Source organism: Halorussus sp. AFM4, assembly GCF_051194995.1.
Taxonomy (GTDB): Archaea; Halobacteriota; Halobacteria; order Halobacteriales; family Haladaptataceae; genus Halorussus.
The window spans coordinates 601099-626544 of the sequence record NZ_JBNTJT010000002.1; the positions used below are offsets into that span (position 1 = coordinate 601099).

A 25446-nucleotide genomic window follows, 5' to 3' on the forward strand; every position below is an offset into this window, starting at 1 on the left:
AGTGCGTGGCGTCATCTAATCTAGTCAATTCAGTGTTCTCGATATCTTCTTGGAGACGTTCCTACACTCGCGACCACTTGCTGGCTATAGTAACGAGTTCACACACGGCCGGACCTTCGGCCGAGAAAGATCGAAACCGATACGCCAAGTAAGAAACCAGTTCTAGCAGGAGTCAGTAGGGTTGCTATCCCTGGTATATCAAACGGGAAATAAAGGAGTGGCTTTCATCATCTACATCTGTTCTGTCGGTCTCTTCTACCTCTGCTTCCTTAACCATCCGTTCGAGCCGTTCTTGATGTAATTCGTACAGTACGTCCTCTGCATCATCAAGCCAGGCGTACAGGCCAAGCTGAAGCGTACGATGGATTTCCTCGATCGGAGCCGGAGCGTACAGGTTGATCTGTCCACCTTCCTCGAGAATCCGCGGCTCCTTCGTTACGATACCGACTTGGACCATATGGTCGAGATGGCGAGAGACGGTGCTTCTATCCAGAGATAACTGGTCAGCAAGCTCCTTGACCGTCGCCTCCCCTTCAGACATGAGCGCGCTACAAATCGACAAATCTGTGGACGAAAGGTCGAATACCTCCTTGACGACCGACTCGACCTCCGGGGGTTCGTATGGGATAGTAGTGTCGACAGGCCTTAGCGATTCGCCGCAGCACGTCCCCTCCTCATGACGCTCAAGACTCCCGCAGGACGGACACTCGTATACCTCCACGTTTCGTTCGGTAAGCCCCATATGCACTCCCCGACGTCGTTCGACTACACACTTCTGGCTGATACCGCTATTAATGGGCTCTCTGATACGACTGACACTCTTCCTCGCTATCAGTACCGTATAAAGCAGAAGACGATTACCGCAATTGGTGCTAGCAATCCTTACCGTAGAATGCCGAAAGATTGTAGCTCCAACGCCCAGCTTAGCCGCGGAGGTTCTAACGTAGGACAGTCACGGTACTTGCTCCGGCGTCGTGAACGGCGCAATCGCAACCGTCCGCTCGGTCACCGTCGTGATACGGAGAACGAACGAGAACAATACCGCGAGGGGGCAAAACTGATCGAAATAGCAGCCGGAACGACCACAGGTGCCAGGAGTGGCGAGGCGGCGGACCCAGTCGACGTATCGAATACCAAGAACATGACTGTCGCAACGAGCTCGGCTGGGAAACCGACGTACAACAGTACGCGTGAAAGGTACGAGAGTTCCCGTTGCATGAATATCGTCTTGAAATAGTCCCGACTGACGTCTATCAGCTCGAGGACGGTGATGAGTTCCGCGAATTCCTCCCGGACCTCCTCAGGGAACTCCTCGTGATAGAGCGCTTTGAGACGCCGAGCCTGATGGATTCGGAGACCAATATCGGTATCAAGAACCGCCGTTAGAGCATGGAACGGATGAACCCCTGGCTGTTCTAGAAGTGAAGATATCTCCTCAAAATCCTTGTTGAGCTTCGCTACGAAGTCTCGTAGCTCGGATTGAGATTGCAGGTCGACCTGTGAAGGTCTGCGCTTCTCCAGCGTTTTTGCCTGTCGTTGTGCGGTCTGACGGAGTTGGTGCATGAAATCCGGTGGGAGCGGTGGCATCACCTGTCGATCGGAGACTTCTGCCGCGTCATCCCGGAATTCCGCCATATCCTGTAACTGTCTCCGCAACGTTCCCGGTGCCTCAAGTTGTCTCGAGAGAACGAGCTGGTTTATCGAAAGTACGACCGTAATCAGCGTGAGGTTCCCACCAATAAATGCGCTGAACAGCAACGGTAGTTGGTTGCGGCCCCGAATAGGGGTGGCTCCTACAGATTCCAGACCCACTAGCAGCAGTAATATGCCGACCAGTAAAACCCCTGAAACGATTAATCGGCTTCCCCCGAAGAGAAACCATTCCCTCGGCTCGTAACGCCGACTCCGTCGAATTCGCTTATTTGACCCCGATTCGACAGAACTCTCCATATCGGATGGCTTCGTCTGACAGTCGGACAAGCCATACGTCGGAATACGTACCGACCAGCCACTACACTGCCGAAAATCCGGGGTACAACTGCTCCACCTGGTCAACGTTTAGAGGGAGCACACAGTTATCTTGAGAACTCAATCGTCGTCAGCGAGGGACTGCGCTCGACTCTCGGGTAGCTGGAGCGACCCATCCCAATTTTCGTACCCGCCGGCCATGCTCGCGACCGTCGCATCGTCGGCGTAGGCGTCGATGAGACGTGCCGCCTGCTGAGACGTCTGGCCGACGTAACAGGCGACCACGACCTCGTCAGCCCACTCTCGCTCATCGACGACGTCCTCGAGGTCGTCTAACGGAATGTTCTCCGCAGCGGGGATGTGCCCCTCTTCGTAGTCGTCCGCGTCTCTGATGTCGATGACGTCGGCGGCTTCCGGGTCGACATCTTCGGGGTCGATCTCTGTGACGGTCATTGCTTCCAGAGGTAGATTCGGTAGAGGCCGTTTCCGCTACGCCACACCCTTGCGTCGGCCGCGTCATCGACCGCTCGCGGAACGTTCTCAGTGGACGGGACGTGGTCGGTCTCTTGGACGAGTAACTCTCCCTCGTCCAACTGTTGTATCGCCTTTTTGGCCTCGACCTGGGGATACGGACAGACTTCACCGGTCATGTCCTGTACCTCCGCGGCCTCTTCGACCAACTCTTCGGCCGTTTCGTCGTCCAGTTCATCCGGGCTGTCCGTCACGTCGTCTAGCGATGGTCCGCTCATGATTGTCGTTGTGTTTGGATTGGTTGTTTGTCGTTCGATTCGTTACACGGCACAGCCGACGTCGCGGTAGATCCAGTGGGTCATCACGTACACCCCGGCGACGATGCCGATCGTCGCGATGAACGAGTGGACCGACAGTTCCGCAAGGCCGGAGTAGATGTTCCCGATGTTACACCCGGGAGCAAGGCGCGACCCGGCACCCATCAGGAACCCGCCCCCGACGGCGTTGGGGATGCGCTTGCGCTTGGGGACGCGGATCGAGAAGTCGCCGCTCCAGAAGGCGGCGATGAAAGCCCCGACGATAACTGCCGTGATCATCACCATGTCTACGGTCAGCCGGACGCCCTCGCCCTTGAACAGCACCGAGCCCCAATAGGCGTACGAACCGCTATCGAAGCCCACCTGTTCGAGCAGGTAGCCGGTCCAGCGAGCCTCGGGCCCGGTGACACCGACGATGGAGACCTGCGTGAACCACAGGACTGCGAGGACGGTGATGCCGAGCGCAGCGGTAATCGGGTTCCACGGCTGCTTCGACGCGGCGACCCAGTCGTCGATCTCCCGGAACCCACGGATGTACTGTTTAGTCCCATGGACAAGAGACTGGAACCCTGCGACCGGCGCAGACGTCCGGTACCCACCGTCGGCCGCCACGGCCTGGTCGGCCGCACCCTGCTGCCGTTCACGGCCGACGACCGTCGAATACACGACGACGACGCCGAGCGTGACGAGCAGCGCGAGTACCGGTGCCGGGACCGGCGAGACCGTGAACAGCGACACGCCCTCGCCGAACGTCAGCGGTTCGAAGTACACCGTCTGGAGCGTTGGGAACAGCACCGTGAAAACGATGTATCCGACGCCCATGGCGGCCAACGTGAGCCAGAAGTGCAGGTAACCCTGTCCGGCCCGGTAGAGGGTGCCGCTAGCACAGCCGCCGGCGTACGTCATCCCGACGCCGAAGACGAAGCCCCCGATGAGGCCGGTCAAGCCCCAGCCAGGGGTCCAGAACCCCTGGTAGTAGCCAAGTTCGTACGCGATGCTCCAGAACAACATCGTGAGCGTCGTCGCGGCGAGGACACCCTTCGTCACGCGCGAATCCTTGAACGCGAATAGATCGCGGAACGCGTGCACGAAGCAGAATCGGCCTTTCTGGAGAAATACTCCGAGGCCGATTCCGACGACGGCTGCGATGAGTAATTGGGACACCATTCATTACGACGGACGTACTTCAGCCTTTAGTCGGTCACTCCGTGTACTGGTGCTGCCGACGGCTATGACGGTCGTCTGTCTCGATTATTCGGCCAAGGGCATGTTATTCCCGAGATTTTAGAGTATAACGGGGTTGTCGTGTACGCTGTGGCGACATAGGTGCCCACAATATTTACCAGCCTGACTTGGCCGTGGTAAATAAGAGAATTGACAGAACTGTTCTCTTTCGCCGGTCTGTCTGCAAACAGCATTGTATGGCTACCTTCGGAGTGCTTCTACCCTCATCTGGCCATAAATATAAGAATAAGTCGAGATTGGCAACCAGTCACTAATGGCTAGGCAACGAGGTACGGAATATGAGGCAAGGGGGTTCTGAATTACCGCTTCCCGACCACGCGATGTCGTACTGGGTCGATTCGACGAATCAATCATCGTATCCACGTCTAACGGAGCGTACTGAAGCCGACGTGGCAGTCGTCGGCGCTGGCATCGCCGGTATCTCTACCGCGACATTCCTTGCCGAAGAGGGCCATGACGTCGTTCTACTGGAAGCAAACCAGGTTGCACGTCAGACGACCGGCCACACGACCGCCAAGGTGACCGTCGCTCACGGCCTGATCTACGACTACCTTATCAACACGTTCGGCGAGGAGAAGGCACGACTGTACGCCGACGCCAACAATACCGCCCTCGACGAGATGGCAACTCGTGTCGACGAGCAGAACATCGACTGTCACTTCACCCGGGCATCTGCGTACACCTACGTTCCCTCGGCAGAGAAGCGGAAGAAGGTCGAGAAGGAGGTCGATGCGGCCCAGCGGCTCGGCCTCGACGCGTCGTTCGTGACAGATGTACCGGCTCCCGTGGACGCGACGGCGGCGATCCGGTACGACGGTCAGGCGCACTTCCACCCACGTAAGTACCTGCTTTCTCTGTTGAACTCGTTTGAACAACGCGGCGGGCAAGTCTACGAGGACACTCGGGTAACAGATATCCAAACAGGGTCACCACATCGACTTCAGACGGATTCCGGGCGGGTCGTTGCCGACGACGTCGTGGTGGCGACCCACTACCCGTTCTACAAGCGGTTGTTGTACTCGATGCGGACGCTCCCGGGCCAAGAACACATCATCACCGCAAATACAGACGGTGAACCGCCGGAGGATCTATACTACAGTGCCGGCTCTCAGAGCCACTCGTTCCGGCCGATACCGACCGACGACGGCACGATGTTGCTGGTCGAAGGGCGGAAACATCCGACAGGCCTCGGCGGTGACACGATGGACCTCACCCGGAAGATCGAGTCGTTCGCCACGTCGAACTTCCCGGTCGAGGAAATCACCTATCGGTGGTCCGCGCAGGACTACATGACGATGGACCGGGTGCCGTACATCGGCACCATCTCGCCGTTCTCCGAGAGCGTCTACGTCGTCACCGGATTCAGCGCGTGGGGCATGACACACGGCACCGTCGCCGGACTGCTCCTCGCTGATTTGATAGGCGGTCGGGAAAACAAGTGGGAGCAACTCTACGACCCGAACCGAGTACCGCCGATGAAATCGATGAAGCGGTTGCCGAAGGCGGGGACGAACATGATAAAACAGTTCCTGACAGGCCATCGAAACCTCCGTGACGGAGAGACGGCTCCGTACTTGCCGCCTGGCGAAGGGAAAGTCGTGAAAATCGACGGTGAGACGCTCGGTCTCTATCGAAACGACGAGGGTGACTGGCATGCGGTCTCGGGGACCTGTACGTACAGCGGCTGTACGCTGACGTGGAATGCGGCAGGTGAAAGCTGGGACTGTCCCTGTGATGGCTCTCGGTATACTGTCGAGGGAGCGGTTTTCGACGGACCGGCCCAGGAGGACTTGCAGCGCAGAGATGTCTCGGTTCGACAGTCGTGATTACGTGCAGAAAATCCGAGACAGCGTAGGGTCTTTAAGAGAATTTGGTTTGAATGTTTCCCGAGTCTGGAAAAGCATGCACGGTCGCGCTCTACTTAGGTCCAACAACATGATTAATCCCGGTGCATGGTACAGCATAACAGCCGGCCGATTTCCGAGAAGGAGCGCCGGGAATTCTTACGGATGCTCGGCGTAGGGGGAACCGTCGCCGTGGGAAGCGCATCCATCGACGACGTGCGTGAAGCAGTCACAGGACAACAATCGAACGAGTTGGCGTCGGTCGGGGAAGCAATACGGGACGATTTGGCTGGCAGCGTCAACGCCGATCTCCTCACTCAGGTTCAGAGAAATCTCGCAGTGACTGCGTCAGACTTGCCCGCGGTGGTTGACCGCGGCCTCCCGACCGACGTGACCGAACCTCGCGAAGAATTCACGCCCCTCGCTGAGGCGGTTCAGCCCGCATACGATCACCTCGTCGACGTAGGTTTCTTCGAGAGTACCTCAGAGAACTTGCCGGAGTTCACCCCGGCGTACATCGAAGAGAGCGTTCGGCGGTTTGTCGCGACAGATTCCGTGGCAAACCTCGAGGAACTCGGCTTCTCTAAGCAGGAACAGGTTGATTTGTTGGCGACGGTTGCAAGCCATCGCGAGCGCATCGGCGACCGCCACTGGGTCACCACGGACAAACTCAAACGCGGGGACGTGCAGTTCGCCGAAGAGGTCCCGCCGATGACGAAGGCGGCCACGGGCGGTGCTCTTCTCTGGTTGGAGGACCTGGACCATCACCTCTGGCAGAAGGCGCTCCTGTTGACCGACGACATACTCGCCGACGCGACCTGGGACGCCCGAGCGATGGCCGCCGGTATCCAGCTCGTGACCGAAGGTGCACGCCACATCGCAGAGCAGTCCGAGACGTTCGCCGACGACGAACTGGCCGGAGTGCTCTCCTCCGGATACGCCCTTCAGGCCGTCGCGCAGAACCTGCTGCGGGAGGATGCGTACTGGCTCACCGAGGAGAAGCGGGCGGACAGAACTCACGAGGACATCGCGCTGCCCGGAGGTGACTCACTATGAGCTTCGAAGACATCAACGTCGAGGAGAGCGGTTCGCCCGAGGAACAGCACGAGCGACTCGATTACGACTTTCCCCGCGAACAGAAACACGTCCAGTCCGAACAGGTCGAGGACATCCCGAAGCTCGCGGTCGACGACGAACTGCTCGGCGAGGACGTCAATAGCGCGGAGTCGTGGCTGACGTGGAACAAGGGTCTCGAAGAAACCGGCTTCGCGCCGACGGAGGAGATAACGCCCGAGAACGTCGACCAACTCGAAGAGGCGTGGCGAATTCCCGAAACCGAACCCGGCAAGGACAAAGAGGGCTACTTCTTCAAGCCCAAGGAGCCGCGCTCGAACCCGATCATCGTGCCGACCAATCCGCCGGTGCTGTATTTCACCGAGGGCGACGGCACCGTCCACGCGGTCAACGCTCGCACGGGCGACGAGTACTGGGTCCACCAGCCCGCGTTCCCGGACAACCCAGGCGGCATCTTCGGTTGGCACCGGGGGGCGGCCGTCTACGAGAACCGGGTGTACGTCGCGCTACCGGACGTCACGGTGCTGGCACTCGACCGCTACACCGGCGAGAAACTCTGGCGCAAGGAGTACTTCACCGACGAGCAGAAGAACGTGCTGGAGAAGCCGAATCAGGTGTCGGTCACGCAGGCGCCGGTGGTCTACGATAACAAGATATTCATCGGCCAGAGCGGGGACTTCGGCGGCTACTGCGTGATGTCTGCGCTCGACGCCAAGACCGGCGAGCCGGTCTGGCAGAAAAAGACCGTCCCCGAAGAGCAGTGGGTCGAGAACTCCTGGCAGTACGGCAGCGGCGCGCCGTGGCTCACCGCCACCGTCGACCCCGAGACCGAAACGGTGTTCTGGTCGATTGCGAACCCGACGCCGTGGTTCTTCCCTGCCGCGCGTCCCGGTCCGAACAAGTACACGGACTCGATAATCGCGCTCGACATCAACTCGGGTGAGCTAAAGTGGGAACACCAGATTCTGCCGGCCGACGTGTGGGACTACGACGCTCACAACACGCCGTATCTCTTCGACATGGAGGTCGACGGCGAGACGCGGCGAGTGGTGATGGCCGACCACAAGACCGGGTGGTCGTACGTCATCGACGCCGAGTCGGGTCGATTGCTCACGCGGTCGGAGCCGTGGGCCAAGCAGGACCACATGTGGGCCGACGCGTTCCTCTCGCTGCCACCGCTCACCAAGGAGAACAAGGGTGAGGCGTGGCCGGGCTTCTCCGGGGCGACCGAGTGGCCGCCGGACTCGTACAGTCCGGTCACAGGCCTGCACTACCTCGGCGGGAACAACGCCGCCAACGACATCTGGCGTGCCAAGAACTGGAGTTACGACGCCAAGAAGAAGGGGTCGCTGGTCGGCGGCGGCTACCAGAAGCTCCGGCATAACGGTCACAGCGCCCACGTCGCCGCGGTCGACCCGCAGTCCGGCGACGTAGTCTGGAAGCACGAACTGGACGACGTGAACTCGAAGCTCCCGATGGTCAAGATGTTCACGGGCGGGACGACCGCGACCGGCGGGAACGTCGTCTTCCACGCTTCGTCGTCGGGCCAACTGATCGCGCTCGACGCGACGAACGGTGAGAAACTCTGGGAGGCAAAGACCGGCCAGCGTATCTTGCCTAGTCCGGTGGTCTGGGAGGACAGCGAGGTGGGCAAGGTGTACGTCTCGGTGTTCGCGAACGATTACCTCCAAACCTACGCGCTCGACTACGGAGGACAGTAATGATACTTTGATAAGAAGATAGCTAACCGGAATACGCCGAATAGATATTCGGTCGATAACGCTGTTGACCTCTCCTTTTCTTGCGGAGGTCCTAACCACTCCACCCCTAGCCCCGAATTTCTCTGATAATGGACTCTAGTGATTCCCCGTACTCGGTCAGCGAGGACTCAACGCGGACCGGTTCTCATGGGCAGTTTCACGCGAAACGAGCTGGAAGTCGAGACCGAGGACGCCCGACGCGATCGACAGGAGTTCGTATCCTTCAGGAATAGTGGCGAACGCCCCAACACCGATCGCCACCGACGCGTAGCGTTCGAAGTACCTCTCTGCGCGCTCGACGCGTTCGCAAGCGAACCGGGTCTCGAGCGCAGGCCGACCGCCCTTCCTACCAACGGCGAAACCGATGAGCCCTGCGGCCACCGACTCCGCTGTGGCGGTGAAGGCCTATAGAAGCGCGAACTCCGGATTAGCCATGACCAGCGGAATAAGTGCAAGATCAGGCGGAATGGGGAGGAGGAAGGATTCGAGGAACGCAACGGCGAACAGCCCCGGTACACCGAGCGAGACGAAGAGGTATCGCGTGATTCCCATCGAATCCAAAATTCCGGCCAAGAACATCCTTTGTTGAGTACACCGATTCGTCCTCTATCTGTTCGGGCAAGCCCCGATGACCTACCTGGGCCTTCTCTGGGCGATCTCGACTAGCGACACGCCGAAGTAGGTCACCACCATCACGTCCAGTTACAGACTCACATTTCCTTTCCGTGTTCCTCGCGTGCGTGTTCCTCGAGTTCCTCTTGATCGTCGAACGTTGCGCCGCACATGTCGCACTCGTATTCGTCTGCCATGCGAAACCGTGTACCACATAGTTCCCTAAAACGCTGGTGCTAGTGTGCAAGCCGGTCGAACATACGGCGCACATTTTTATCCAGATTTACCGTAAGCCGTCGGGGGAATATGACGACTCATGACTTGTTAGTGATCGGTGGTGGCGCTGGGAATAATCTCGCTATGGCCGCATCGCGTCGGGGATTGGACGTGGGGCTCGTCGAGAAGGGACCGTTGGGCGGGGCGTGTCTGACTCGCGGTTGTGACCCGTCGAAGACGCTGCTCCACCGGGCCGACATCGTCGAACAGATACACGGTTCTAATGAATTCGGTATCGACGCCAACGTACAGGGGATAGACTTCGACCGTATCATCGACGAGAGCAACCGTCCCTTCGAGGAGAAGGCTGAACGCATCGAAGAGAACTTGCGGAATATCGACGGCTTCACGTTGTATAAAGCGGAGGGGCGGTTCGTCGACAAGCGGACACTCGAAGTCGATGGTGAGCGAATCACCGCCGAGAAGGTGATCGTTGCTGTCGGCGCTCGTCCGATGATTCCGTCTTCCATCGATGGAATTGACGAGGTCGAGTACATCACGAGCGATGAAGCGCTTCGACTCGACGAACGACCGAATCATCTCGTGGTCGTCGGGGGTGGATATGTGGCCGCGGAACTCGGCTATTTCTACGGCGCAATGGGGGCGGAGGTGACTATCATTGGACGGAGTGACCAGCTAATCTCTGACGAGAATACAGACGTCAGTGAGACGTTCACCGACCTATTCGCTGAACGGTATAACGTCTATACGAGCCACGAGGCGACGGCCGCTGAGGAGGACGAGAGCGAGATCACCGTCCGTGCGGAGTCGGATGACGGCGACGAAGTCTCCGTGACTGGCGACGAGTTGCTCGTCGCCACGGGTCGCGTTCCGAACACGGACGTCACGAACGTGGAAGCTGGCGGCATCGAAATCGACGATCGGGGATTCGTCGAGACGAACGAGTACCTCGAAACCTCGGCCGAGAACGTCTGGGCATTCGGGGATGCCATTGGAGACCCACTATTTCGACACACCGCGAATCACGAAGCACAGGTCGTCTTCCGGAATGCCATCCGAGACCAGCGACAGGCCATCGATTATACCGGCAACGGCCACGCCATCTTCAGTTCACCTGAAGTTGCGTCATTAGGCCAGACAGAGCAGGAACTCGAAGAGGAGGGCCGCGACTATGTGACCGGTCGCAAAGAGTACGGTGAGGTCGCTATGGGAATGGCGCTAAAGGACGAGGACGGCTTCGTGAAGGTGCTTGCTGACTCCGACGACGGCGAGATACTCGGGTGTCACGTCCTCGGTCCCGACGCATCGACACTCGTCCACGAGGTGGCAGTTGCGGTAACCGCCGGCAGTGGAACAGTCGCCGACATCAAGGATACGATACACATCCACCCAGCACTGAGCGAGGTCGTCGAGGGTGCGTTCGAAAACGTCTCTGAGTGAGCGTATGAGCGAGTATCCTCCCATCGAGGCACACGGTCTTATCGGTGATCTCCAGACGTGCGCGCTCGTCAGTCGCGAGGGAACCGTCGACTGGTGTCCCTTCCCCGGTGTCGAATCGCCATCGGTCTTCGCCAGTATCCTTGACGCCGAACGAGGCGGCCACTTCACGGTGGCTCCTGAAGCGGAGTTCGACGCCGAACAGTCCTACATCGACCGTACGAATATTTTGCAAACAGTGTTCACCACCCCAAGCGGAGAAGTCCAGCTTACGGACTTCATGGTTCCTACTAAGGGTGATGTCGGCGCAGATGGTGAACGTGCCATCTACCGGAAAGTAGAAGGACGGAAAGGGACGGTACCCATAGAAGTGGCATTCCAGCCGCGATTCGATTACGGTCGGGCAAAACCGACGATAACCGTTCGAGACGGAGATATCGTCGCTACTTCTGAGAAGACCGGTGACCGATTAGTAGTCTCTACGTCGCTGGACTTCCACGTGGCAGATGCCGAAGCGAGAGTAACAACAACGCTCACCCCCGCAGACGCCCACTGGCTTGTCGCGAGGTTCAATCCAGACACCGACGGAAATTACGCCCCGTCCGAACAGGTGCTGGAGAATACCGTCGCGTTCTGGCACGACTGGGTGCACACTTGCGATATCACGGAGTGTATCTTCGAAGGGGCGTGGCACGATCTCGCAGTTCGGTCTGGACTCACGCTCAAGCTTCTCACCCACGACGGCACGGGCGGTATTTGTGCCGCGCCGACGACATCGCTACCGGAGGACATCGGCGGCGTCCGCAACTGGGACTACCGGTATAACTGGATTCGAGATGCGGCATTCACGGTACAAGCGCTGGTCAATCTCGGCCACACCTACGAGGCGATGCGCTACATCAACTGGTTCCTCGAACGGTGTCACGCCAACGAACCCGCCGAGATGCAACCACTATACGGCCTCCACGGCGAGACCGAACTTCCCGAGGAGGAACTCGACCACCTCGACGGCTATCGGGGGTCGAAGCCGGTCCGTATCGGAAACGGAGCCGTCGAACAGCGCCAGCTCGACACGTATGGGGAATTGTTACTCGCGATTTCCGAAACCGCCCGGTTCGCAGATATCTTTTCCGAGGACGATTGGGAGGCCCTGCGAGGCATCGTCGACTACGTCTGCGACGTCTGGGAGGAGAAAGACGCCGGTATCTGGGAGGTCCGCGACGGCCCGAAACACTTCGTCTTCTCGAAGGTGATGTGCTGGGTCGCACTCGACCGCGGCATCGCCATGACGGCGGAGAACGGATTCGACGCGCCGACTGACCGATGGCGCGACGTCCGCCATCGAATCAAGTCGACCGTCTTGGAGGAGGGATACGACGAAGAAGCGGGGTACTTCCTTCAGGCGTTCGAAGACGAAGATACCATCGACGCGACGGGTCTCCTCATCCCCATCGTCGGCTTTCTCCCTGTCGACGACGACCGCGTGCAGAACACTATTGACGCGATACAGGCCCGGTTGACGTCCGATGACGGTCTCGTCAGACGCTACGACGGCGAGGACGGTCTCCCGGGCGAGGAAGGGGCGTTCCTCTGGTGTTCGTTCTGGCTAGTCGATGCCCTCGCGCTATCCGGTCGCGTCGAGAAGGCCGAAGACGTGTTCACGACGCTCACCGGGGCCGTCAATCACGTCGGGCTACTCGCCGAGGAAATTGATTCCGAGACTGGTGCCCACCTCGGTAACTTTCCGCAGGGATTCTCCCATATCGGTCTCATCAACAGTGCGCTGTATCTGGCCCATGCGAAGGACAGTGGCGAGTCCGCCACAGAGCCCATGGGGATTCGGCTCGGGGACGGCCACTCCCTCGGAGGCTCGGGATAGAGCAAGGCTGATTGACACGCCGAAGATATTCGTGCAGTAAGATAGCCCCGATAGAAGCACCATCTAAATTCGGTCTGTTTGCCTTACTGAAAATATCTGGCACGTCTACCCTCCTCGAAAAGAGTCCGAAATATCCGCGGACGAAACGCTTTCTTCGGGTGTACCCGTACTACGAGTATGTCCACAACCGTCACGAAACCGAACGCGGACGAGACCTGCGCGTACTGTGGCTCACGTATCTTCGACCACGACCCCGTTTGCGTCCGCGACTGCACTGACGACTGCGGTTCACCCCTCTTTTTCTGCAATTACGCCTGTCTGTCGACACACATCGATGAAAACAACCTGACTGCGGGCGAAGCGTGCGAGTGGTCTCCCGAATAAATTTCGAGAGCCATAACACATCGCCAATATGGCCCTCAATACCTTACTACGGCGATATCCGACCACCGTCTTGTAAGAGAGGTACGGCCAATCGTGCTATTGGTGAGTGATCTTGTTGTAAGCGGTGGTCGAGTTGAGAAGCCGTCTGAATACAGTGTACTGTACTTCCCTCATAAGCTAACTCGATACTCGTCGTCCGGTATAGGAGGCTAGATTCAGAAAACGGGTTCTGACGCTTGGCCTACAGTCTCATCGCCGACAGGTCGTCGTCAGAGCATCAGTACTCGGGAATGCATTTGACGTCTCGAAACTCGAACCGTGCGCCGCCCGCCGCGCTCTCCGTAATCGACACATCCCATTCGTAGGTCGCGGCCAACTGCCCGACGAACGTCAGTCCAAGGCCGATGCCGTCGGTGTCAGTCGTGTAGCCGGCCGTGACTTAGAGGACTCGTTTCGATGATTCGACTACGGTACTTCGCCAGACATGGACCCCTTCGTCCATTTACCTGTTTCCGTCCCACAGTTCTTGCAAATCGTGACTGCGACTTCTCCACCAGAAGCGTCGGCGGCCGACCGTCGTTCTATCTCATTGTCAGTAGCCTCCCCACAGGTGGGACATTCGCGGAGCTTCACCTGTTCGCCGTACTTCAACGGAGCCCCGAACGCGAGCGCGATCACCTGTTCGTCTCCCCGGTTCCACCCTCGCTGGAACTCCCCGGGCGCAAACCGAACAATCTCGCCAGAACTAACCTCAATCTCACCCGCTTCTGTTTGGAAGGTCGCGGTCCCCGACTGGACGTAGAACACCTCTTCCTGCACTTCGTGTCGGTGATACGCGAACGCGAAGCTGTCTCCGGGTTCGAGCTCGTAGTAGTTCATCGCGAAGTCAGCCAGTCCCAGCGGTTCCGTCAGGTGGCGCATTACCGCCGCAGGTTGGAGTGAGTTCTCCACATCGTCGATAGCGACTTTCTCCATACACACCGTGATACGAGTGTGGTTAAAAGAAGATAGGGTAAGTGAACAAGTATCCGGAAGTTGATGCTATTTGGTGGTCGTCTGTTGATTGCCCGACGGCGAGTCGTTCGTTCCGGGAACACCTCGTCCCTCGAAGAAATCGCCACTCCACTGGCTAATCCAAATATCCTGGTTCGCAGTATAGAGTGCCTGAGCCGTGGTGAATCGGTCGTTGGACACTGACCACTCATCAGCGTTGGTATCGTAGGTGACTTCGGTGTTGTACACCGCGGCCTGTCCGAATTCTCCGCCGGCGTTCTGCGGGAGCGGCAGGGTGAACTCGGCGTCCTCGCTTCGCGATGGCGGGCGCTCGGCGCGCTGGAGCCGCCCGCGGTTGAACGTCTGGTTGTAGAAGCTCGCATATTTCTCCTGAGCACCCTCGATGTCGAGCACGGCGTCTGCTGCGTTGACACCGCCGGTTATGTCCCCGGCGTCCCGCGCAGTGATGGTGTAGGTCCCGTCATCTGTACCGTCCGCGAACGTCCCGGCGTCGTCGTCCCAGAGGTCCTCGAGCAGGTACGTCAAGATAGAACGGGCCATCTCCTCGTAGTTCACGTTCGATAGCTGTGACGCCCAAAGCAGGCCCTGCCCGACTACGCCCTGGGTTGCAGCCTGATTCTTCGATCCGGCCTGAAGCATCCCATCGTCAGCGAGGTTATCTTCGACCGTGTTCGCGAGGGCGTTCGCGTATTCCGTCGCTCGTGATCGGAGTTGTTCGCTCCCGGCGTGGGTGCCGTACCAGCCGACCGCACCGAGCATCACACCGAGGTCGCGGGTCGTTCCCATCTCCAGTATTTTTTCGGGCGGAAACGCGTTCATCGTCGTCTTCGACATGCCATCGGTAAGTTGCTGGATCTTCTGTGCCGGGATGAGGGGTTCGGGGTTGACGTAGCCGTACCAGCCGCCGTTGGCGAGGCTGGTCATGTCCGAGAGGAACCACAGCATCGCGGCGTGCTGGTTCGGTCGCGCGGTATCGTCGACGACCTCGCCCTGCTTCGGATTGAACCCGGAAACGAGCAGGAGACTGTCATCGCCTTTCGTGAGCGCGCCGTTGCCGTCTGGACCTCCGTCGACGAGCGTCGTTTTTATCGACAGTTGTGCCACCGTCGCCAACAGTTGCGACCGGAACTTCGGCGCCATATCCGAGGGCAGTACGTCGAAGTGCGCCTGGAAATTCTTCGCCCACGTCACCCCCTTGAGGTGAGTCCACGCCACCGACGCCGGACTCACCACGCCCGACATCTCCGACTGATCCCACGCCATCGTACTTGCGTTGATGCGCTCGACGTCAGCACTAAACGGCGCGACGGGCTTCTGGGTGAAATGTGGGTCACCCTCAGTGAACGGAGCCACGTTCAGGTTCGGGTTCTTTATCGGCGGCCGCTTGACGTCGGCGTTCTTCAATATCCCCTCCAGTCGGTGCGTGAACATCTGCTGTTGCTGTTCGTTGTGCGGGAAGAGGACGCCCACGCCGCTCACCGCGATGGTGGTGTTCATGTTGTACAGCGAGTACCAGTAGGAGTCCCACGTTGCTTCCTGCCAATCGTAGGCCGCCTGTTGTGATGCTTGCGTCGTTTGCGTGGTCCCACTCCCAGTTTGGATTTCGCCCACCATGGTGGAGGGATGGACCGTACAGATGTACTGGGTCATCTCCTCGGATGCGGTGAACGTAAGCGACCGGGTCTCTCCCTGGTTGGACATCGTTTCCGTACTTACGATGTTGTTCCCGTTCGCATCTTTGATAGTGAAGTTGTGGGGCGCTCCGTCAAGGTTCTCCCAGATGACCTCGTACTCAGTTCCGGGTTGGAATGTCAATGTCGGATTGGTCTGCCCCTCTATAGTCGCCGGCTCGCGGCCCTGCCACCCCCCTACCTCTCCTCCGAGTCGGTATGTCTGCGGCTGTGCGTTCCCGACGCCGCCGATAGCACCGATTCCTGCTACCCCCGCTGCCGTCTTCAAAAATGCTCGACGCGGAACTGAATGCCTTTTCTCGTACGATGAGTTTCCGTAATTCATGGTTCTTGTTGTCGGCCATAGCTGGTCTCGCCCGGGTACACCGCCCCAAACCACATCGAGGAAAGCAGTGTGACCGTTTCAACCGGGTATACTCCACCATATCTCCGTCAATAAAGCACACGCGGATGTGCACAACAAAACACGACCGGGGTCGCTTTTTCCCAACCCACGTTGTCCGCAATCACATACGGTTTCTAGTAATCGGCACCGTACTCCTCTCGTAGTGTCTACCGGCGGGTACAGCTTGCGCGTAAGGACTCTTAGTGGAAAGCCGGGTTTCCTCCTCGTAACCGGCTAACTCGGGGGTTAGATTACGGTTAAGGTAACCGGCGTGTAGTGGGTTACTAGAGGTAACTAGCAAATGTCGACAAGAACTGAAACTGCCGTTGATTCCAGACCGGTACGTGCAAACGAATGGATCGCCGGAGCGGCCGGCGGATTCCTCGGAAGCATCCTGTTCGGCTTGATAATGCAGTACGTCATGCCGGCTCCGTTACTGGAAGTCGTCATTCCCGCGATGTACGGAATCGAAGGGCCTGCTCTGGCCGCCGGCTGGGCGCTCCATCAGTTCCACGGTGTCGTTCTTGGACTGGCGTACGTCGCAATCGTCCAGTTGGAACCATTTCGATCGCCAGCGCGTCGAATCGGTGGTAGTGTCGCTCTCGGCATCGGGTACGGCGTTCTCACGACGCTCGTTCTCGCGGTGCTCGTGATGCCGATTTGGCTATCAACAGTTGGTTTCGCTGCCGCTCCCCCGTTCCCGAACGTCGCGATTCCTGGCACGGTCGTGAGCCTCATCGGTCACATCGTATACGCCATTCCGGTTGCAGTGGCGTACGCATTCGTCGCTGAAAACTGAGTGGACTCTAGAGGGACAGAAGATGGGATTGGCGTACGAATATCTTTGTTGGTGGCCTTACGAGAATGACTCCCGTCAAATGAGGTTATTGATACATTCGAAGCGATTCAGCCCTCGAACTCTCGTCCTGTTCGGGATACTCCATTTGTTCGGCGAACCCTTTCTTCTCTTCCCGGATTGCCTCTGCTTGGTCTCGTAACGCTTCTACGTTGACGGTGATATCTGCGATTGGTTCGATTACTCGTTCAATGAGTAGACACGCAGCTTCAGGATCCGGAAATTCCGGGTCACTTTCGACGACCAGACCCAGTGCGTTCATTCCAGCTTTTCGGGCTACGTTCAGTAGTGCACCTGTTGGACCGCTCCACACTCCGTCCTCGTCCGGCGGTTCAATTGCGTGTCGTTGCAGTATCTGCTCGGCGTTCCCAGTCCCAATCCCGTACAACGCCCGTTCTTCGTTAGCGTTCTTCTCGCCCGTCCAGCTGAGCCCACTCACGTACAGGGGGAGCGCGTTGAAATCCGCAAGCAGTTGACTGAGACAGTTTCCAAAGTCGGCGACCCTTGTCGGTGAGACAGGAACGTCACTCTGGAGTGCAAGCAGGTCTCGTTTTTCGTCAGCGTAGATCCGGACTGGTGGCAAGACCGCAGTGGTATCTTTGTTGTACGCGATAACTGGAGGAAGACTGGGGCACTCTATACTCGCAAAGTACGTCATCTCGAACTCGTCGATTAAATGGTCGGTGGTGATCGTCCCGACGAGCCCCAGCCCCGGTGATCCATCCACGAAAATCGGATTTTGAAGTCGAATCTGCTCGTCATGAATTACTCCGTGAGACATACCCTAGCACTGACTGCGACGACAGTAATTTTGTTTTCGCCTCTGTGCAAACGTCTTGCACGACTCCCCGCATATAAAGTCGGTAGAGATGCTATCATCCCACATGATACGGAGGGGACAGAGGGCACCGGACTTCACGCTTCCCGGAGCGTCAGCCGGGACAGTCGAAACGCACGGACTCTCCGAGTACTCGGACCGGGACTGGACGGTGATTCTCGTCTTCTATCCCTTCGATTTCCACCCCGCCTGTACCGAACAGTGGTGTTCGCTGCGAGACGCCGATTGGCTTACGCTACTTGACGATGTTGTCGTCCTTGGGGTAGGAGCGGACGGAGCCTACGCCCACCGCGAGTATGCAGACAAGAACAACATCCAGTTTCCGCTCTTGTCAGACACAGATGGACGGGTTAGCCGAGCGTACGGCGTTTTGACCGAGGAATTTGAGGGGCACCGTGATGTACCGGGCCGGGCGACGTTTGTTATTGACCCTGATCGAATCGTCCAATTTGCGTGGTCAGCCCGCAGTCCGGAAGACCAACCCGATTTCGACGCACTACGGAAGGCGACGAACTGCCGCGGCGACCAGTGTACCGTCAAGGAGCAAGACGGGTCGGCCTGACGCTTCCGACAACGAGTAAACGGATGGTCTTCCGCTTCCGTAGCTGGTATCCCCTTCGAAGCTAGGGCCGCGTCTTTGATGTTTTCGTGAGCAGCGTTCGTCACTCTCCATAGGTGTGGAAGTCGACCGCCTGTTCGAGTAGTTCGTCAGGAATACCCGGGACCTCCTCGGACCGGACAGGTCCCTGTTCGTCGAGGAGATCGGGATCGCGCGGGAAGTCACGGAGCTGGAAGTGGACGTCGATACCGGCCTTCGCGCCCTGGCCAAGGGCCACCGGGATCTGATTGTGGCCGGGGGTACAGTCACCGACTGCGTAGACATCCTTGACGGATGTCTGGCCGTGATCGCCGACTTCGATCGTGCCATCGTCGTTAATGTCACAGCCGAGTTCCCGAGCGAGGCCGTTGTTGTATTCGGCACCGTACATCGCAAACCCGCCTTTATACTCTCGCACGCTTCCGTCCTCGAACTCGAGCGCTTTCAACCAGCCATCTTCGCCGTTCTGGATACCAGTGACATCCTCGTGTACGACGTCGATAGGATGATTCTCGATCATCTCAGCTGTTTTCTCGCTCCACTCGGGGTCGTTACCGCGAGTAAGCAGGTCGACCTCGTCGGTGAAGTTGAGCATGATTGCGGCGACGTGGGCGGCGCTTTCGGCATGCCCCATCACGTACACCGACTCGTCGACGAACATGTGGGCGTCACAGTGCAGGCAGTAATGGAGTCCTCTACCTGTCCGCGGAAGCGGCGGCTCCGGCCGAACGTCGTTAAATCCGGTCGCCAGAACGACCCGGTCTGCTTCGTACTCCGTGCTGTTTCCCGACAGTCGGATTCGATCCGAATCGGACCGAGAACAGGACGTAACCATGTCGCGATGGATGTCACAGCCGTACGCTTCGAGTTGCTCCTGACCGACGCTGAGAAACTCCGGTCCGCTCGTCTCCTCTTTGACACCCAGCAGGTTGTGGACTTCCTGCATCATCGCCGCACGTCCGCCACCGCGGTTGACGACAGCCGTGTCGTGACCGAGTCGCGTGCTGTACAGCGCTGCCGTCATTCCCGCCGGGCCGCCGCCTACCACGACGACTTCGTACTCGTAGCTCTCTATCTCCTCGCTCATACTCATCAAAACCGGAGCATCCAGCAAATAGCTATGCCTGCATGGATTGCATCTTGAATATTCTCTTAATCCGGGAAATCACACAGCATCGTGTTCGTATCAGCCGTTTGTGCGGGTGTGTGACTCCGTTCAACGACCGCGTCGTGGTTTAGTACCCATCCTGCATCTGATAGAACGGAACCTATGGCATCAATTATCGCCGGTCTGGCAGGCGGCCTCGTTGCAACGATCGTCATGACTATCCTGATGATGGTGATAGGCGACGGCGGCCCACCGCCGACGGCAGCACTCGTGGCGAAGTTCGCAGACGGTACCCCCGAGGACTACGAGATGCCTGGCATGATATTGCATTTGATTTATGGCGTCCTCGCTGGAGCGGTCTTCGCTGTGGGCGTCCCGTTGATGGGCCTGAATCTCGAATCAATTGCCGTGGCAGTCGGCCTCGGTCTCGTCTATGGTATCATCCTCATGATCGGCGGGATGGTATTCTGGATGCGGATGGTAATCGGGATGGAGCCCGACCGAGACACGATGACGATGTTCGGGACGGTCCATGTCGTCTACGGTATTGTCTTAGGTGCCTTCTTCGGGACTGGCATCCTCGCGTAAGCGCGCCGACAGCAACTCGTCCATTCGACACACAGAGTTTTCCGCACGACACAGTCTCATGATCCGCAACCGCTCCGTCGCATTCAGTGGCTTCGTCTTCTTCAGCGGCCTGTTCGTCATACCGACTCCAGTCGAGGCGACGACGCTGTCCCTCGTGACCCCCGTACTGCAATCGCTTCCCGTTCCGGCTAGCTTTCCGGTGAATCAGTTCCTCGCCCATTGGTGGGTGTTTCCCGCGTCGGTTCTCTTTTCGCTGGTCGCCCTCGCATCCGGCGTCTCGGGAGCGCTGTTTTTCAGTCCGTTCTTCATGTTGATCGTCGGCCTCTCGCCATCACAGGCGATCGGCGCCGGTCTCCTGACGGAGGTGTTCGGGATGGGGAACGGACTATTGAACTACGTCCGCCAACGAGTTGTCGACTACCAGACTGCGAAGTGGCTCTTGCTCGGTGCAGTCCCAGCGGTCGTAATCGGCGCGTTCACCGCCCACTACGTTCCGACGTCGTTGCTGAAACTCGCCTTCGGAGCTGGACTTCTCGTTCTGGGCGGTTTTTTGGTTTATTATGATCCTCCTGAGGAGTGCATCCCGGGTGAATGCGAAGGCGAGTATCTCAAACAGAAGAACACCGGTCGTGGGGAGACCACCATCGAGACGGCGGACGGTGAGACGTACACCTACGACACCTGCTGGCGACCTCCTGGCGTCGGTTTGGCGACTGCTGGTGGGTTCATCACAGGCCTCATCAGCGCTGGTCTCCCCGAAGTGACGACGACGCAGTTGATCGTCCGATGTCGGCTTCCACCGCGGGTCGCGGTTGCGACGAGCGTGTTCGTCCTCGCCATCGCTGCAATCGCGGGCGCCGTCGTTCACGCGCTGGCTGCGACGCCCGTGTGGTATATTATCGCGTGGTCCGTTCCCGGCGTTCTGATTGGTGGTACCATCGGCACGCGCGTGGGGAAGTACGTCCCGAGCGAGATCATGGAGCCAGCGCTCGGCGTCGTGTTTGGGGTCGTCGGCGTCGTCGTCCTCGCGAGTGAGCTTCTGGCGTGACACGACATCCGTCTGTCAGGTCGTCAATTAGGTGATTCCCCTACGGTGAAAATTCCCTATACGGAGCCTCGATTGTCTTTCTCATCGTTTGATAGACGTGTCTTCGTCGTGTTCGTCCTCAGTCGACCCCACGCGGCAATGTGTGGTTCGGTGAGGATAGTGTGAGGAATTGCGGGGATACCACCGTCCGCTGCTCGCCGTGAAATTGAATCGCACACCCGACCCGGTTTTATAATCCGACTATCCGAAGTGGTTGCCGTGTCAACGTTCGTTATCGTCGGCGGCGATGCCGCCGGGATGTCGGCCGCGAGCAAAGCGAAGCGCGACGACCCCGACCTCGATGTCGTCGTGTTTGAACAAGGAGAATGGGTTTCGTACGGTGCTTGCGGGCTCCCCTATTATATCAAAGGAGAGATCCAGTCACTCGAGGATCTCGTATCAGTTACGCCCGAACAGTTCCGTCAAGAGCGAGATATCGATCTCCGAACCGGGCACGAGGTCGTCGATATCGACCCCTCGAATCGCGTGGTCACGGCACGAAATGACGACGGTGAGGTGACTCAGGAGTACGACCACCTACTCATCGCGACCGGTGCGGAGGCAGTCACGCCGCCAATCGATGGGCTAGGTCGCACGGGAGTCTATACGCTCGGTTCGATGTCGGACGGAAAGGACCTCAGAGAGTACGTCGGGCGAGCACGTGCTGATGGTGACCTCCAACAGTCCGACCGCGGTCCCGCGTGCCAGTTCTTGGAGACGTGTAACGGACCGATCGGCATCGTCGGAGCTGGATATATCGGTGTCGAGATGGCAGAAGCACTCGCCGCTAACGGGTTCGAGGTGCATCTCTTCCAACGCGGCGACCGCATCCTGAAACAATTTAGCGAAAACACGAGCGAAGCCGTTCTCGACCATCTGGATGACCAAGACGTCGCAGTCTACCTCGGAGCAGAGGTAAACGAAGTTTCAGGTGATGGCCGGGTCAAAACAGTCGTCACCGACGATGATCGCGTCCCGGTCGAGATGGTACTCGTCGGAACGGGTGTCCGTCCACGAACAGAGCTCGCCGAGGATGCGGGCGTCCAGCTGGGCGAAACGGGGGCTATCACGACCGACGCCTATCGGGAAACGAACCTTCCGGACGTGTATGCGGCGGGTGACTGTGCCGAGGCCGAACACGTCGTCACTGGAGAGCCAGCGTACGTTCCCTTGGCGCTGACTGCGAACCGCCACGGACGAGCGATCGGACAGACCGTCGCGGGTGACCCGACCGAAGGCGGCGGTATCGCAGCGACGGCGGCAGTTAAGGCGTTCGAGATGGAGGCCGCCCGCACCGGTATCCTCGATCACGAGAGGGCCCGTGAGGCCGGTTTCAAGCCGATGACCGAAACCGTCGAGGCGAAATCCCGCGCCGGCTACTATCCCGAAGGTGGGACCGTACAGGTGACGCTCACCGTCGACCGGCCCTCCGGGCGTGTCCTAGGTGGCAGTCTCACGTCCGAGTACGGAGAAGGTGCTGTCCATCGAAGTCACGCGCTCGTCGGTGCAGTGATCGAAGCCACCACTGTCGACGACCTCTCCAACTACGATCTCGCGTATGCACCGCCATTCAATACGACGTGGGACCCTGTTCTGACCGCTGCGAAAGTAGTTGAGGGCAAACGGTGAATTGCCTGATAGACGGTAGTCGTGTGATTAATCGTCGCGGAACGAGTCCCAGAACACGTCCGGCAGCTCTTGGTCGGGGTTCTCCTCAAGATAGTCCTGTTTCGTCAGATTAGCATCCTCGATGAGTGCGGCTGCTTCACCGGCCCAGATATAGAATCCGATCAACGTCTCACGCCGCATCCGTTCGAGGTCGACCGAGTGATACACGTTGACCACGCCGCCCTCTTCGCGGTTCAACTCGGATTGCCGAAGCAAACCTAGCTCCACGAGTGTATTTAGATAGCGGGTTACAGTACTGCGGTCGTATCCCAACGCCTTGGCGACGTCATTCGCCGACAGCGGTCCTTCACCGATGACACACAGGCAAATATCGAGTCCCGCCTTCGGAAGGCCGAACGCCTGGAGGAGAACCTGTTTGACGTCCGGCGGTTGGACGCTCATCTCCACGTCTGTCACGCGCTCCATCGGTTTGTCGTGACAGGACATCGGGGGCTCGTCACGCCCGAGTGCGAGGACGACGTTATCACAGTCGGGGCATTCGAAAAGGTTGTATCGACTCGACGTGGGATCGTACTGCACCGCTTCGAGGTCCGCTGTCGATGCGTTCGCTTGGTCCTCTGCCATTAGCTATCGATCTCCATTTGATGGATAATCAGGCCGATTGCCAATAAATACCACACCCTCATCTCTCCGCATCCGGAGTAGTTGGGTCGATGACTGCCATTCCATCGGTATCGAGTTCCAAAAGCTCTTCACCAGTAATCGTCACCCGCGCTCTTCCATCGGAATCAATTCGAGCCAGTTCACAGGCTTCCAGTCCGTTTAGATGCGCTTCGACTGCATGTTCGTCGGCCTCGAGTGCAGACGAAAGCGCTTCGACGGTCGTCGTCTCCTGGCGTTCAGCGTCACTCAACGCAGCGAGTTCTTCGAGGACAGTTCGTCTGGTTACGGGCATTCTACTCGTAGGGTGACCCAATCCGACAAAACCGATACCTGTGTCTGTGACATTCTCTGACACTCTGATTGAGACTTACTACTGGCGACGGTTCAGTACTTTGGCAGTGTGTTGTAGATTGAATTGCACGTATATCAGCTACTCTTCGACCGTTCGGCTAATATCAAGCGTGTACGCTTCGAGAACGTCGCGACCGAGGAGCACCGGATAGGTCATCTCTGACCGATCGGTGATACTGGCTGTGACCGTTCGCCACCGGCCGTTCAGACAGAGGTCAACGTTGACGAGTGGCCGTGTCTCTCTATCACTTCCCGTCCCTGACCGCACTTGCGTGGTACCGACGAGTGGGCCGGCACCGATTCGACCTGCGAGGTCAGTATCGATGCTCGTTCGCTTGGCCCCTGTGTCGGACTTCACGATTATCTCCTCTGCTCCATCGCGGCCGTTGATCCGTATCCGGGTCGTGTAACCGAGGACGCCGTCGTCGCCCTCGTCCTGCGCGAGTGGCGGTTTGCAATCGGGTACGGAATCGTCAAGCGTCGATTCCAGTTCGAGAATCTGTGATGTCTCAACGCCACCCCCAGCGCGTTCGATAGCGAGGCGGGCGATATGCGGGGCCGCCGAAACGCCCGTCGCGGAGAACAATCCCTTGAATCCAGCAGTGGCGTTGACTTCGAGGATGAACCACTCGCCGTCGATAGGCATCAAGTCGACTCCGGCTATGTCTAATCCGAGGACATCCGTCGCCTCTTTTGCCAGACGACGGGGACGGTCACCGAGTTCGTCAGTCACTCCTTCGACGTCGCCACCGAGGGCGACATTTGTGCGCCAGTCGCCGTCGGGAGCGTAGCGCCGCATCGCACCGACGATTTCTCCACCGACCACGTACACACGAACGTCGGACGGGCGGCCATCGGTATCCTCGAGGAATTCCTGGACGAACGAGTGTTCGTCGTTGATCATCGGACTGACGGGGTCGTTCGGCGAGACGATTGACATCTGCTGCCCGTTCGTCCCGATGGTATGCTTGTGTGCGGCGTCGTCCGGAAGATACTTCGGCCACTCTTCGAAGGTTCGAGGCGAGCGTCCGAAATAGGCGTCCGGAACGGGGAGATCGGCCACGGCGAGTTTCGCCCCGGCCCGATACTTATGGAGAGTGTTCGCGACGGCCTGAGGTGAGTTCACGACGGGTGTCGTCTCCTCGTAGAGTGCAGCCAGTTGGAGGTCTTCGAGCTGGTGGTCGCTTTTCGTGAAGAGCATTCGATTCACGAGGACATCGACGCGCGGCGAAAGCTGGACATCGCCGTCCTCAATCCACGAGGTCACGTTCTCGTCACGAATCCAAACGGGGTCGTACCCCAGTACCCGAACCGCATTCAGGATCGCTTTTGTCTCCTTACTGTTGTGGGTGCTCAATACGCCGACGCGTTGTGTCTCAGTTACCGTCTGAGAACTATCGACGCTCACAG

The 25446-nt window shown here is 58.5% G+C and carries 26 protein-coding genes; 11 read left to right on the forward strand and 15 right to left on the reverse strand.

Annotated elements, in window-relative coordinates; translation table 11 throughout:
- Nucleotides 1-184: 184 nt before the first annotated feature.
- The 5 genes from ACQUQF_RS11185 to ACQUQF_RS11205 all read right to left on the reverse strand — a co-directional run bounded on the left by ACQUQF_RS11185 (nt 185) and on the right by ACQUQF_RS11205 (nt 3923).
- Entirely contained in the window at nt 185-742 is a 558-nt protein-coding gene (locus ACQUQF_RS11185; RefSeq protein ID WP_435178762.1) for a helix-turn-helix domain-containing protein, read from the reverse strand.
- 263 nt (nt 743-1005) lie between these two features.
- Complete coding sequence (locus tag ACQUQF_RS11190; protein WP_435178764.1) at nt 1006-1812, reverse strand: hypothetical protein; 807 nt, start codon at nt 1810-1812, stop codon at nt 1006-1008.
- A gap of 276 nt (nt 1813-2088) precedes the next feature.
- Complete coding sequence (locus ACQUQF_RS11195) at nt 2089-2421, reverse strand: rhodanese-like domain-containing protein (protein ID WP_435178766.1); 333 nt, start codon at nt 2419-2421, stop codon at nt 2089-2091.
- Nucleotides 2418-2717 carry a sulfurtransferase TusA family protein gene (locus ACQUQF_RS11200; RefSeq protein ID WP_435178768.1) on the reverse strand — a complete coding sequence of 100 codons (300 nt, stop codon included), beginning with the start codon at nt 2715-2717 and terminating at the stop codon, nt 2418-2420. The genes ACQUQF_RS11195 and ACQUQF_RS11200 overlap by 4 nt, the downstream gene beginning before the upstream one ends.
- A 42-nt stretch (nt 2718-2759) precedes the next feature.
- Nucleotides 2760-3923, reverse strand: a complete 1164-nt coding sequence (locus ACQUQF_RS11205) for a YeeE/YedE family protein (RefSeq protein ID WP_435178769.1) — start codon at nt 3921-3923, stop codon at nt 2760-2762.
- Nucleotides 3924-4390: 467 nt separating this feature from the next.
- On the opposite strand from ACQUQF_RS11205, the gene ACQUQF_RS11210 reads away from it, so the two are divergent.
- From ACQUQF_RS11210 to ACQUQF_RS11220, 3 genes are all read left to right on the forward strand, one after another.
- Nucleotides 4391-5827, forward strand: a complete 1437-nt coding sequence (locus ACQUQF_RS11210; RefSeq protein ID WP_435178771.1) for an FAD-dependent oxidoreductase — start codon at nt 4391-4393, stop codon at nt 5825-5827.
- A gap of 126 nt (nt 5828-5953) precedes the next feature.
- Nucleotides 5954-6901, forward strand: a complete 948-nt coding sequence (locus ACQUQF_RS11215) for a hypothetical protein (protein ID WP_435178773.1) — start codon at nt 5954-5956, stop codon at nt 6899-6901.
- Complete coding sequence (locus ACQUQF_RS11220) at nt 6898-8640, forward strand: pyrroloquinoline quinone-dependent dehydrogenase (RefSeq protein WP_435178775.1); 1743 nt, start codon at nt 6898-6900, stop codon at nt 8638-8640. The genes ACQUQF_RS11215 and ACQUQF_RS11220 overlap by 4 nt, the downstream gene beginning before the upstream one ends.
- Nucleotides 8641-8796: 156 nt before the next feature.
- Here the strand turns inward: ACQUQF_RS11220 and ACQUQF_RS11225 are convergent, their stop codons facing one another.
- From ACQUQF_RS11225 to ACQUQF_RS11235, 3 genes are all read right to left on the reverse strand, one after another.
- Entirely contained in the window at nt 8797-9060 is a 264-nt protein-coding gene (locus ACQUQF_RS11225) for a hypothetical protein (RefSeq protein WP_435178777.1), read from the reverse strand.
- Nucleotides 9061-9084: 24 nt separating this feature from the next.
- Nucleotides 9085-9231, reverse strand: a complete 147-nt coding sequence (locus ACQUQF_RS11230; protein WP_435178779.1) for a hypothetical protein — start codon at nt 9229-9231, stop codon at nt 9085-9087.
- Between the two features lie 158 nt (nt 9232-9389).
- Complete coding sequence (locus tag ACQUQF_RS11235) at nt 9390-9488, reverse strand: C2H2-type zinc finger protein (protein ID WP_254270522.1); 99 nt, start codon at nt 9486-9488, stop codon at nt 9390-9392.
- Nucleotides 9489-9597: 109 nt separating this feature from the next.
- Between ACQUQF_RS11235 and ACQUQF_RS11240 the strand changes: the two genes are divergently transcribed.
- The 3 genes from ACQUQF_RS11240 to ACQUQF_RS11250 all read left to right on the forward strand — a co-directional run bounded on the left by ACQUQF_RS11240 (nt 9598) and on the right by ACQUQF_RS11250 (nt 13228).
- A complete protein-coding gene (locus ACQUQF_RS11240) occupies nt 9598-10968 on the forward strand; it encodes a dihydrolipoyl dehydrogenase (RefSeq protein ID WP_435178781.1) in 1371 nt (456 codons plus the stop codon).
- A gap of 4 nt (nt 10969-10972) precedes the next feature.
- Nucleotides 10973-12844, forward strand: coding sequence for a glycoside hydrolase family 15 protein (locus ACQUQF_RS11245; RefSeq protein ID WP_435178783.1), 1872 nt, complete (start codon nt 10973-10975; stop codon nt 12842-12844).
- A gap of 177 nt (nt 12845-13021) precedes the next feature.
- Nucleotides 13022-13228 carry a hypothetical protein gene (locus ACQUQF_RS11250; protein WP_435178785.1) on the forward strand — a complete coding sequence of 69 codons (207 nt, stop codon included), beginning with the start codon at nt 13022-13024 and terminating at the stop codon, nt 13226-13228.
- A gap of 465 nt (nt 13229-13693) precedes the next feature.
- Here the strand turns inward: ACQUQF_RS11250 and ACQUQF_RS11255 are convergent, their stop codons facing one another.
- Nucleotides 13694-14203 (reverse strand): cupin domain-containing protein, encoded by a 510-nt coding sequence (locus ACQUQF_RS11255; RefSeq protein WP_435178787.1) that lies wholly within the window; start codon nt 14201-14203, stop codon nt 13694-13696.
- 66 nt (nt 14204-14269) lie between these two features.
- A complete protein-coding gene (locus ACQUQF_RS11260; RefSeq protein ID WP_435178789.1) occupies nt 14270-16258 on the reverse strand; it encodes a cupredoxin domain-containing protein in 1989 nt (662 codons plus the stop codon).
- 361 nt (nt 16259-16619) lie between these two features.
- Here ACQUQF_RS11260 and ACQUQF_RS11265 point away from each other — a divergent pair, with 361 nt between their 5' ends.
- Nucleotides 16620-17117, forward strand: coding sequence for a hypothetical protein (locus ACQUQF_RS11265; RefSeq protein ID WP_435178791.1), 498 nt, complete (start codon nt 16620-16622; stop codon nt 17115-17117).
- Between the two features lie 85 nt (nt 17118-17202).
- Here the strand turns inward: ACQUQF_RS11265 and ACQUQF_RS11270 are convergent, their stop codons facing one another.
- Nucleotides 17203-17955 carry a proteasome assembly chaperone family protein gene (locus ACQUQF_RS11270; protein ID WP_435178793.1) on the reverse strand — a complete coding sequence of 251 codons (753 nt, stop codon included), beginning with the start codon at nt 17953-17955 and terminating at the stop codon, nt 17203-17205.
- Nucleotides 17956-18058: 103 nt separating this feature from the next.
- Between ACQUQF_RS11270 and ACQUQF_RS11275 the strand changes: the two genes are divergently transcribed.
- Nucleotides 18059-18574, forward strand: a complete 516-nt coding sequence (locus ACQUQF_RS11275) for a redoxin domain-containing protein (RefSeq protein ID WP_435178795.1) — start codon at nt 18059-18061, stop codon at nt 18572-18574.
- A gap of 100 nt (nt 18575-18674) precedes the next feature.
- Here ACQUQF_RS11275 and ACQUQF_RS11280 read toward each other — a convergent pair whose 3' ends face one another.
- Complete coding sequence (locus ACQUQF_RS11280; RefSeq protein ID WP_435178796.1) at nt 18675-19697, reverse strand: NAD(P)/FAD-dependent oxidoreductase; 1023 nt, start codon at nt 19695-19697, stop codon at nt 18675-18677.
- 183 nt (nt 19698-19880) lie between these two features.
- Here ACQUQF_RS11280 and ACQUQF_RS11285 point away from each other — a divergent pair, with 183 nt between their 5' ends.
- The 3 genes from ACQUQF_RS11285 (at nt 19881) to ACQUQF_RS11295 (ending at nt 23022) form a co-directional block, all read left to right on the forward strand.
- Nucleotides 19881-20306: a hypothetical protein gene (locus tag ACQUQF_RS11285; protein ID WP_435178798.1), complete on the forward strand. Its 426-nt coding sequence runs from the start codon at nt 19881-19883 to the stop codon at nt 20304-20306.
- 58 nt (nt 20307-20364) lie between these two features.
- On the forward strand, nt 20365-21354 hold the full coding sequence (locus ACQUQF_RS11290; protein ID WP_435178800.1) for a sulfite exporter TauE/SafE family protein: 990 nt from the start codon (nt 20365-20367) through the stop codon (nt 21352-21354).
- Between the two features lie 258 nt (nt 21355-21612).
- Nucleotides 21613-23022 (forward strand): FAD-dependent oxidoreductase, encoded by a 1410-nt coding sequence (locus tag ACQUQF_RS11295; RefSeq protein WP_435178802.1) that lies wholly within the window; start codon nt 21613-21615, stop codon nt 23020-23022.
- Nucleotides 23023-23049: 27 nt separating this feature from the next.
- Here the strand turns inward: ACQUQF_RS11295 and ACQUQF_RS11300 are convergent, their stop codons facing one another.
- The 3 genes from ACQUQF_RS11300 to ACQUQF_RS11310 form a co-directional block, all read right to left on the reverse strand.
- Nucleotides 23050-23646 carry a helix-turn-helix domain-containing protein gene (locus tag ACQUQF_RS11300; RefSeq protein WP_435178804.1) on the reverse strand — a complete coding sequence of 199 codons (597 nt, stop codon included), beginning with the start codon at nt 23644-23646 and terminating at the stop codon, nt 23050-23052.
- Between the two features lie 58 nt (nt 23647-23704).
- Nucleotides 23705-23977: a hypothetical protein gene (locus tag ACQUQF_RS11305; protein WP_435178806.1), complete on the reverse strand. Its 273-nt coding sequence runs from the start codon at nt 23975-23977 to the stop codon at nt 23705-23707.
- A 138-nt stretch (nt 23978-24115) separates the two neighbouring features.
- Nucleotides 24116-25444 carry a RimK/LysX family protein gene (locus ACQUQF_RS11310; protein ID WP_435178808.1) on the reverse strand — a complete coding sequence of 443 codons (1329 nt, stop codon included), beginning with the start codon at nt 25442-25444 and terminating at the stop codon, nt 24116-24118.
- Nucleotides 25445-25446: the final 2 nt, after the last annotated feature.

What these genes read in the sequence shown, in the direction of transcription:
- ACQUQF_RS11185 (WP_435178762.1), bottom strand. Translation starts at nt 742, where the DNA reads ATGGGGCTTACCGAACGAAACGTGGAGGTATACGAGTGTCCGTCCTGC.
- ACQUQF_RS11195 (WP_435178766.1), bottom strand. Translation starts at nt 2,421, where the DNA reads ATGACCGTCACAGAGATCGACCCCGAAGATGTCGACCCGGAAGCCGCC.
- ACQUQF_RS11200 (WP_435178768.1), bottom strand. Translation starts at nt 2,717, where the DNA reads ATGAGCGGACCATCGCTAGACGACGTGACGGACAGCCCGGATGAACTG.
- ACQUQF_RS11205 (WP_435178769.1), bottom strand. Translation starts at nt 3,923, where the DNA reads ATGGTGTCCCAATTACTCATCGCAGCCGTCGTCGGAATCGGCCTCGGA.
- ACQUQF_RS11215 (WP_435178773.1), top strand. Translation starts at nt 5,954, where the DNA reads ATGGTACAGCATAACAGCCGGCCGATTTCCGAGAAGGAGCGCCGGGAA.
- ACQUQF_RS11220 (WP_435178775.1), top strand. Translation starts at nt 6,898, where the DNA reads ATGAGCTTCGAAGACATCAACGTCGAGGAGAGCGGTTCGCCCGAGGAA.
- ACQUQF_RS11230 (WP_435178779.1), bottom strand. Translation starts at nt 9,231, where the DNA reads ATGGGAATCACGCGATACCTCTTCGTCTCGCTCGGTGTACCGGGGCTG.
- ACQUQF_RS11235 (WP_254270522.1), bottom strand. Translation starts at nt 9,488, where the DNA reads ATGGCAGACGAATACGAGTGCGACATGTGCGGCGCAACGTTCGACGAT.
- ACQUQF_RS11240 (WP_435178781.1), top strand. Translation starts at nt 9,598, where the DNA reads ATGACGACTCATGACTTGTTAGTGATCGGTGGTGGCGCTGGGAATAAT.
- ACQUQF_RS11245 (WP_435178783.1), top strand. Translation starts at nt 10,973, where the DNA reads ATGAGCGAGTATCCTCCCATCGAGGCACACGGTCTTATCGGTGATCTC.
- ACQUQF_RS11250 (WP_435178785.1), top strand. Translation starts at nt 13,022, where the DNA reads ATGTCCACAACCGTCACGAAACCGAACGCGGACGAGACCTGCGCGTAC.
- ACQUQF_RS11255 (WP_435178787.1), bottom strand. Translation starts at nt 14,203, where the DNA reads ATGGAGAAAGTCGCTATCGACGATGTGGAGAACTCACTCCAACCTGCG.
- ACQUQF_RS11260 (WP_435178789.1), bottom strand. Translation starts at nt 16,258, where the DNA reads ATGAATTACGGAAACTCATCGTACGAGAAAAGGCATTCAGTTCCGCGT.
- ACQUQF_RS11265 (WP_435178791.1), top strand. Translation starts at nt 16,620, where the DNA reads ATGTCGACAAGAACTGAAACTGCCGTTGATTCCAGACCGGTACGTGCA.
- ACQUQF_RS11270 (WP_435178793.1), bottom strand. Translation starts at nt 17,955, where the DNA reads ATGTCTCACGGAGTAATTCATGACGAGCAGATTCGACTTCAAAATCCG.
- ACQUQF_RS11275 (WP_435178795.1), top strand. Translation starts at nt 18,059, where the DNA reads ATGATACGGAGGGGACAGAGGGCACCGGACTTCACGCTTCCCGGAGCG.
- ACQUQF_RS11280 (WP_435178796.1), bottom strand. Translation starts at nt 19,697, where the DNA reads ATGAGCGAGGAGATAGAGAGCTACGAGTACGAAGTCGTCGTGGTAGGC.
- ACQUQF_RS11285 (WP_435178798.1), top strand. Translation starts at nt 19,881, where the DNA reads ATGGCATCAATTATCGCCGGTCTGGCAGGCGGCCTCGTTGCAACGATC.
- ACQUQF_RS11290 (WP_435178800.1), top strand. Translation starts at nt 20,365, where the DNA reads ATGATCCGCAACCGCTCCGTCGCATTCAGTGGCTTCGTCTTCTTCAGC.
- ACQUQF_RS11300 (WP_435178804.1), bottom strand. Translation starts at nt 23,646, where the DNA reads ATGGCAGAGGACCAAGCGAACGCATCGACAGCGGACCTCGAAGCGGTG.
- ACQUQF_RS11305 (WP_435178806.1), bottom strand. Translation starts at nt 23,977, where the DNA reads ATGCCCGTAACCAGACGAACTGTCCTCGAAGAACTCGCTGCGTTGAGT.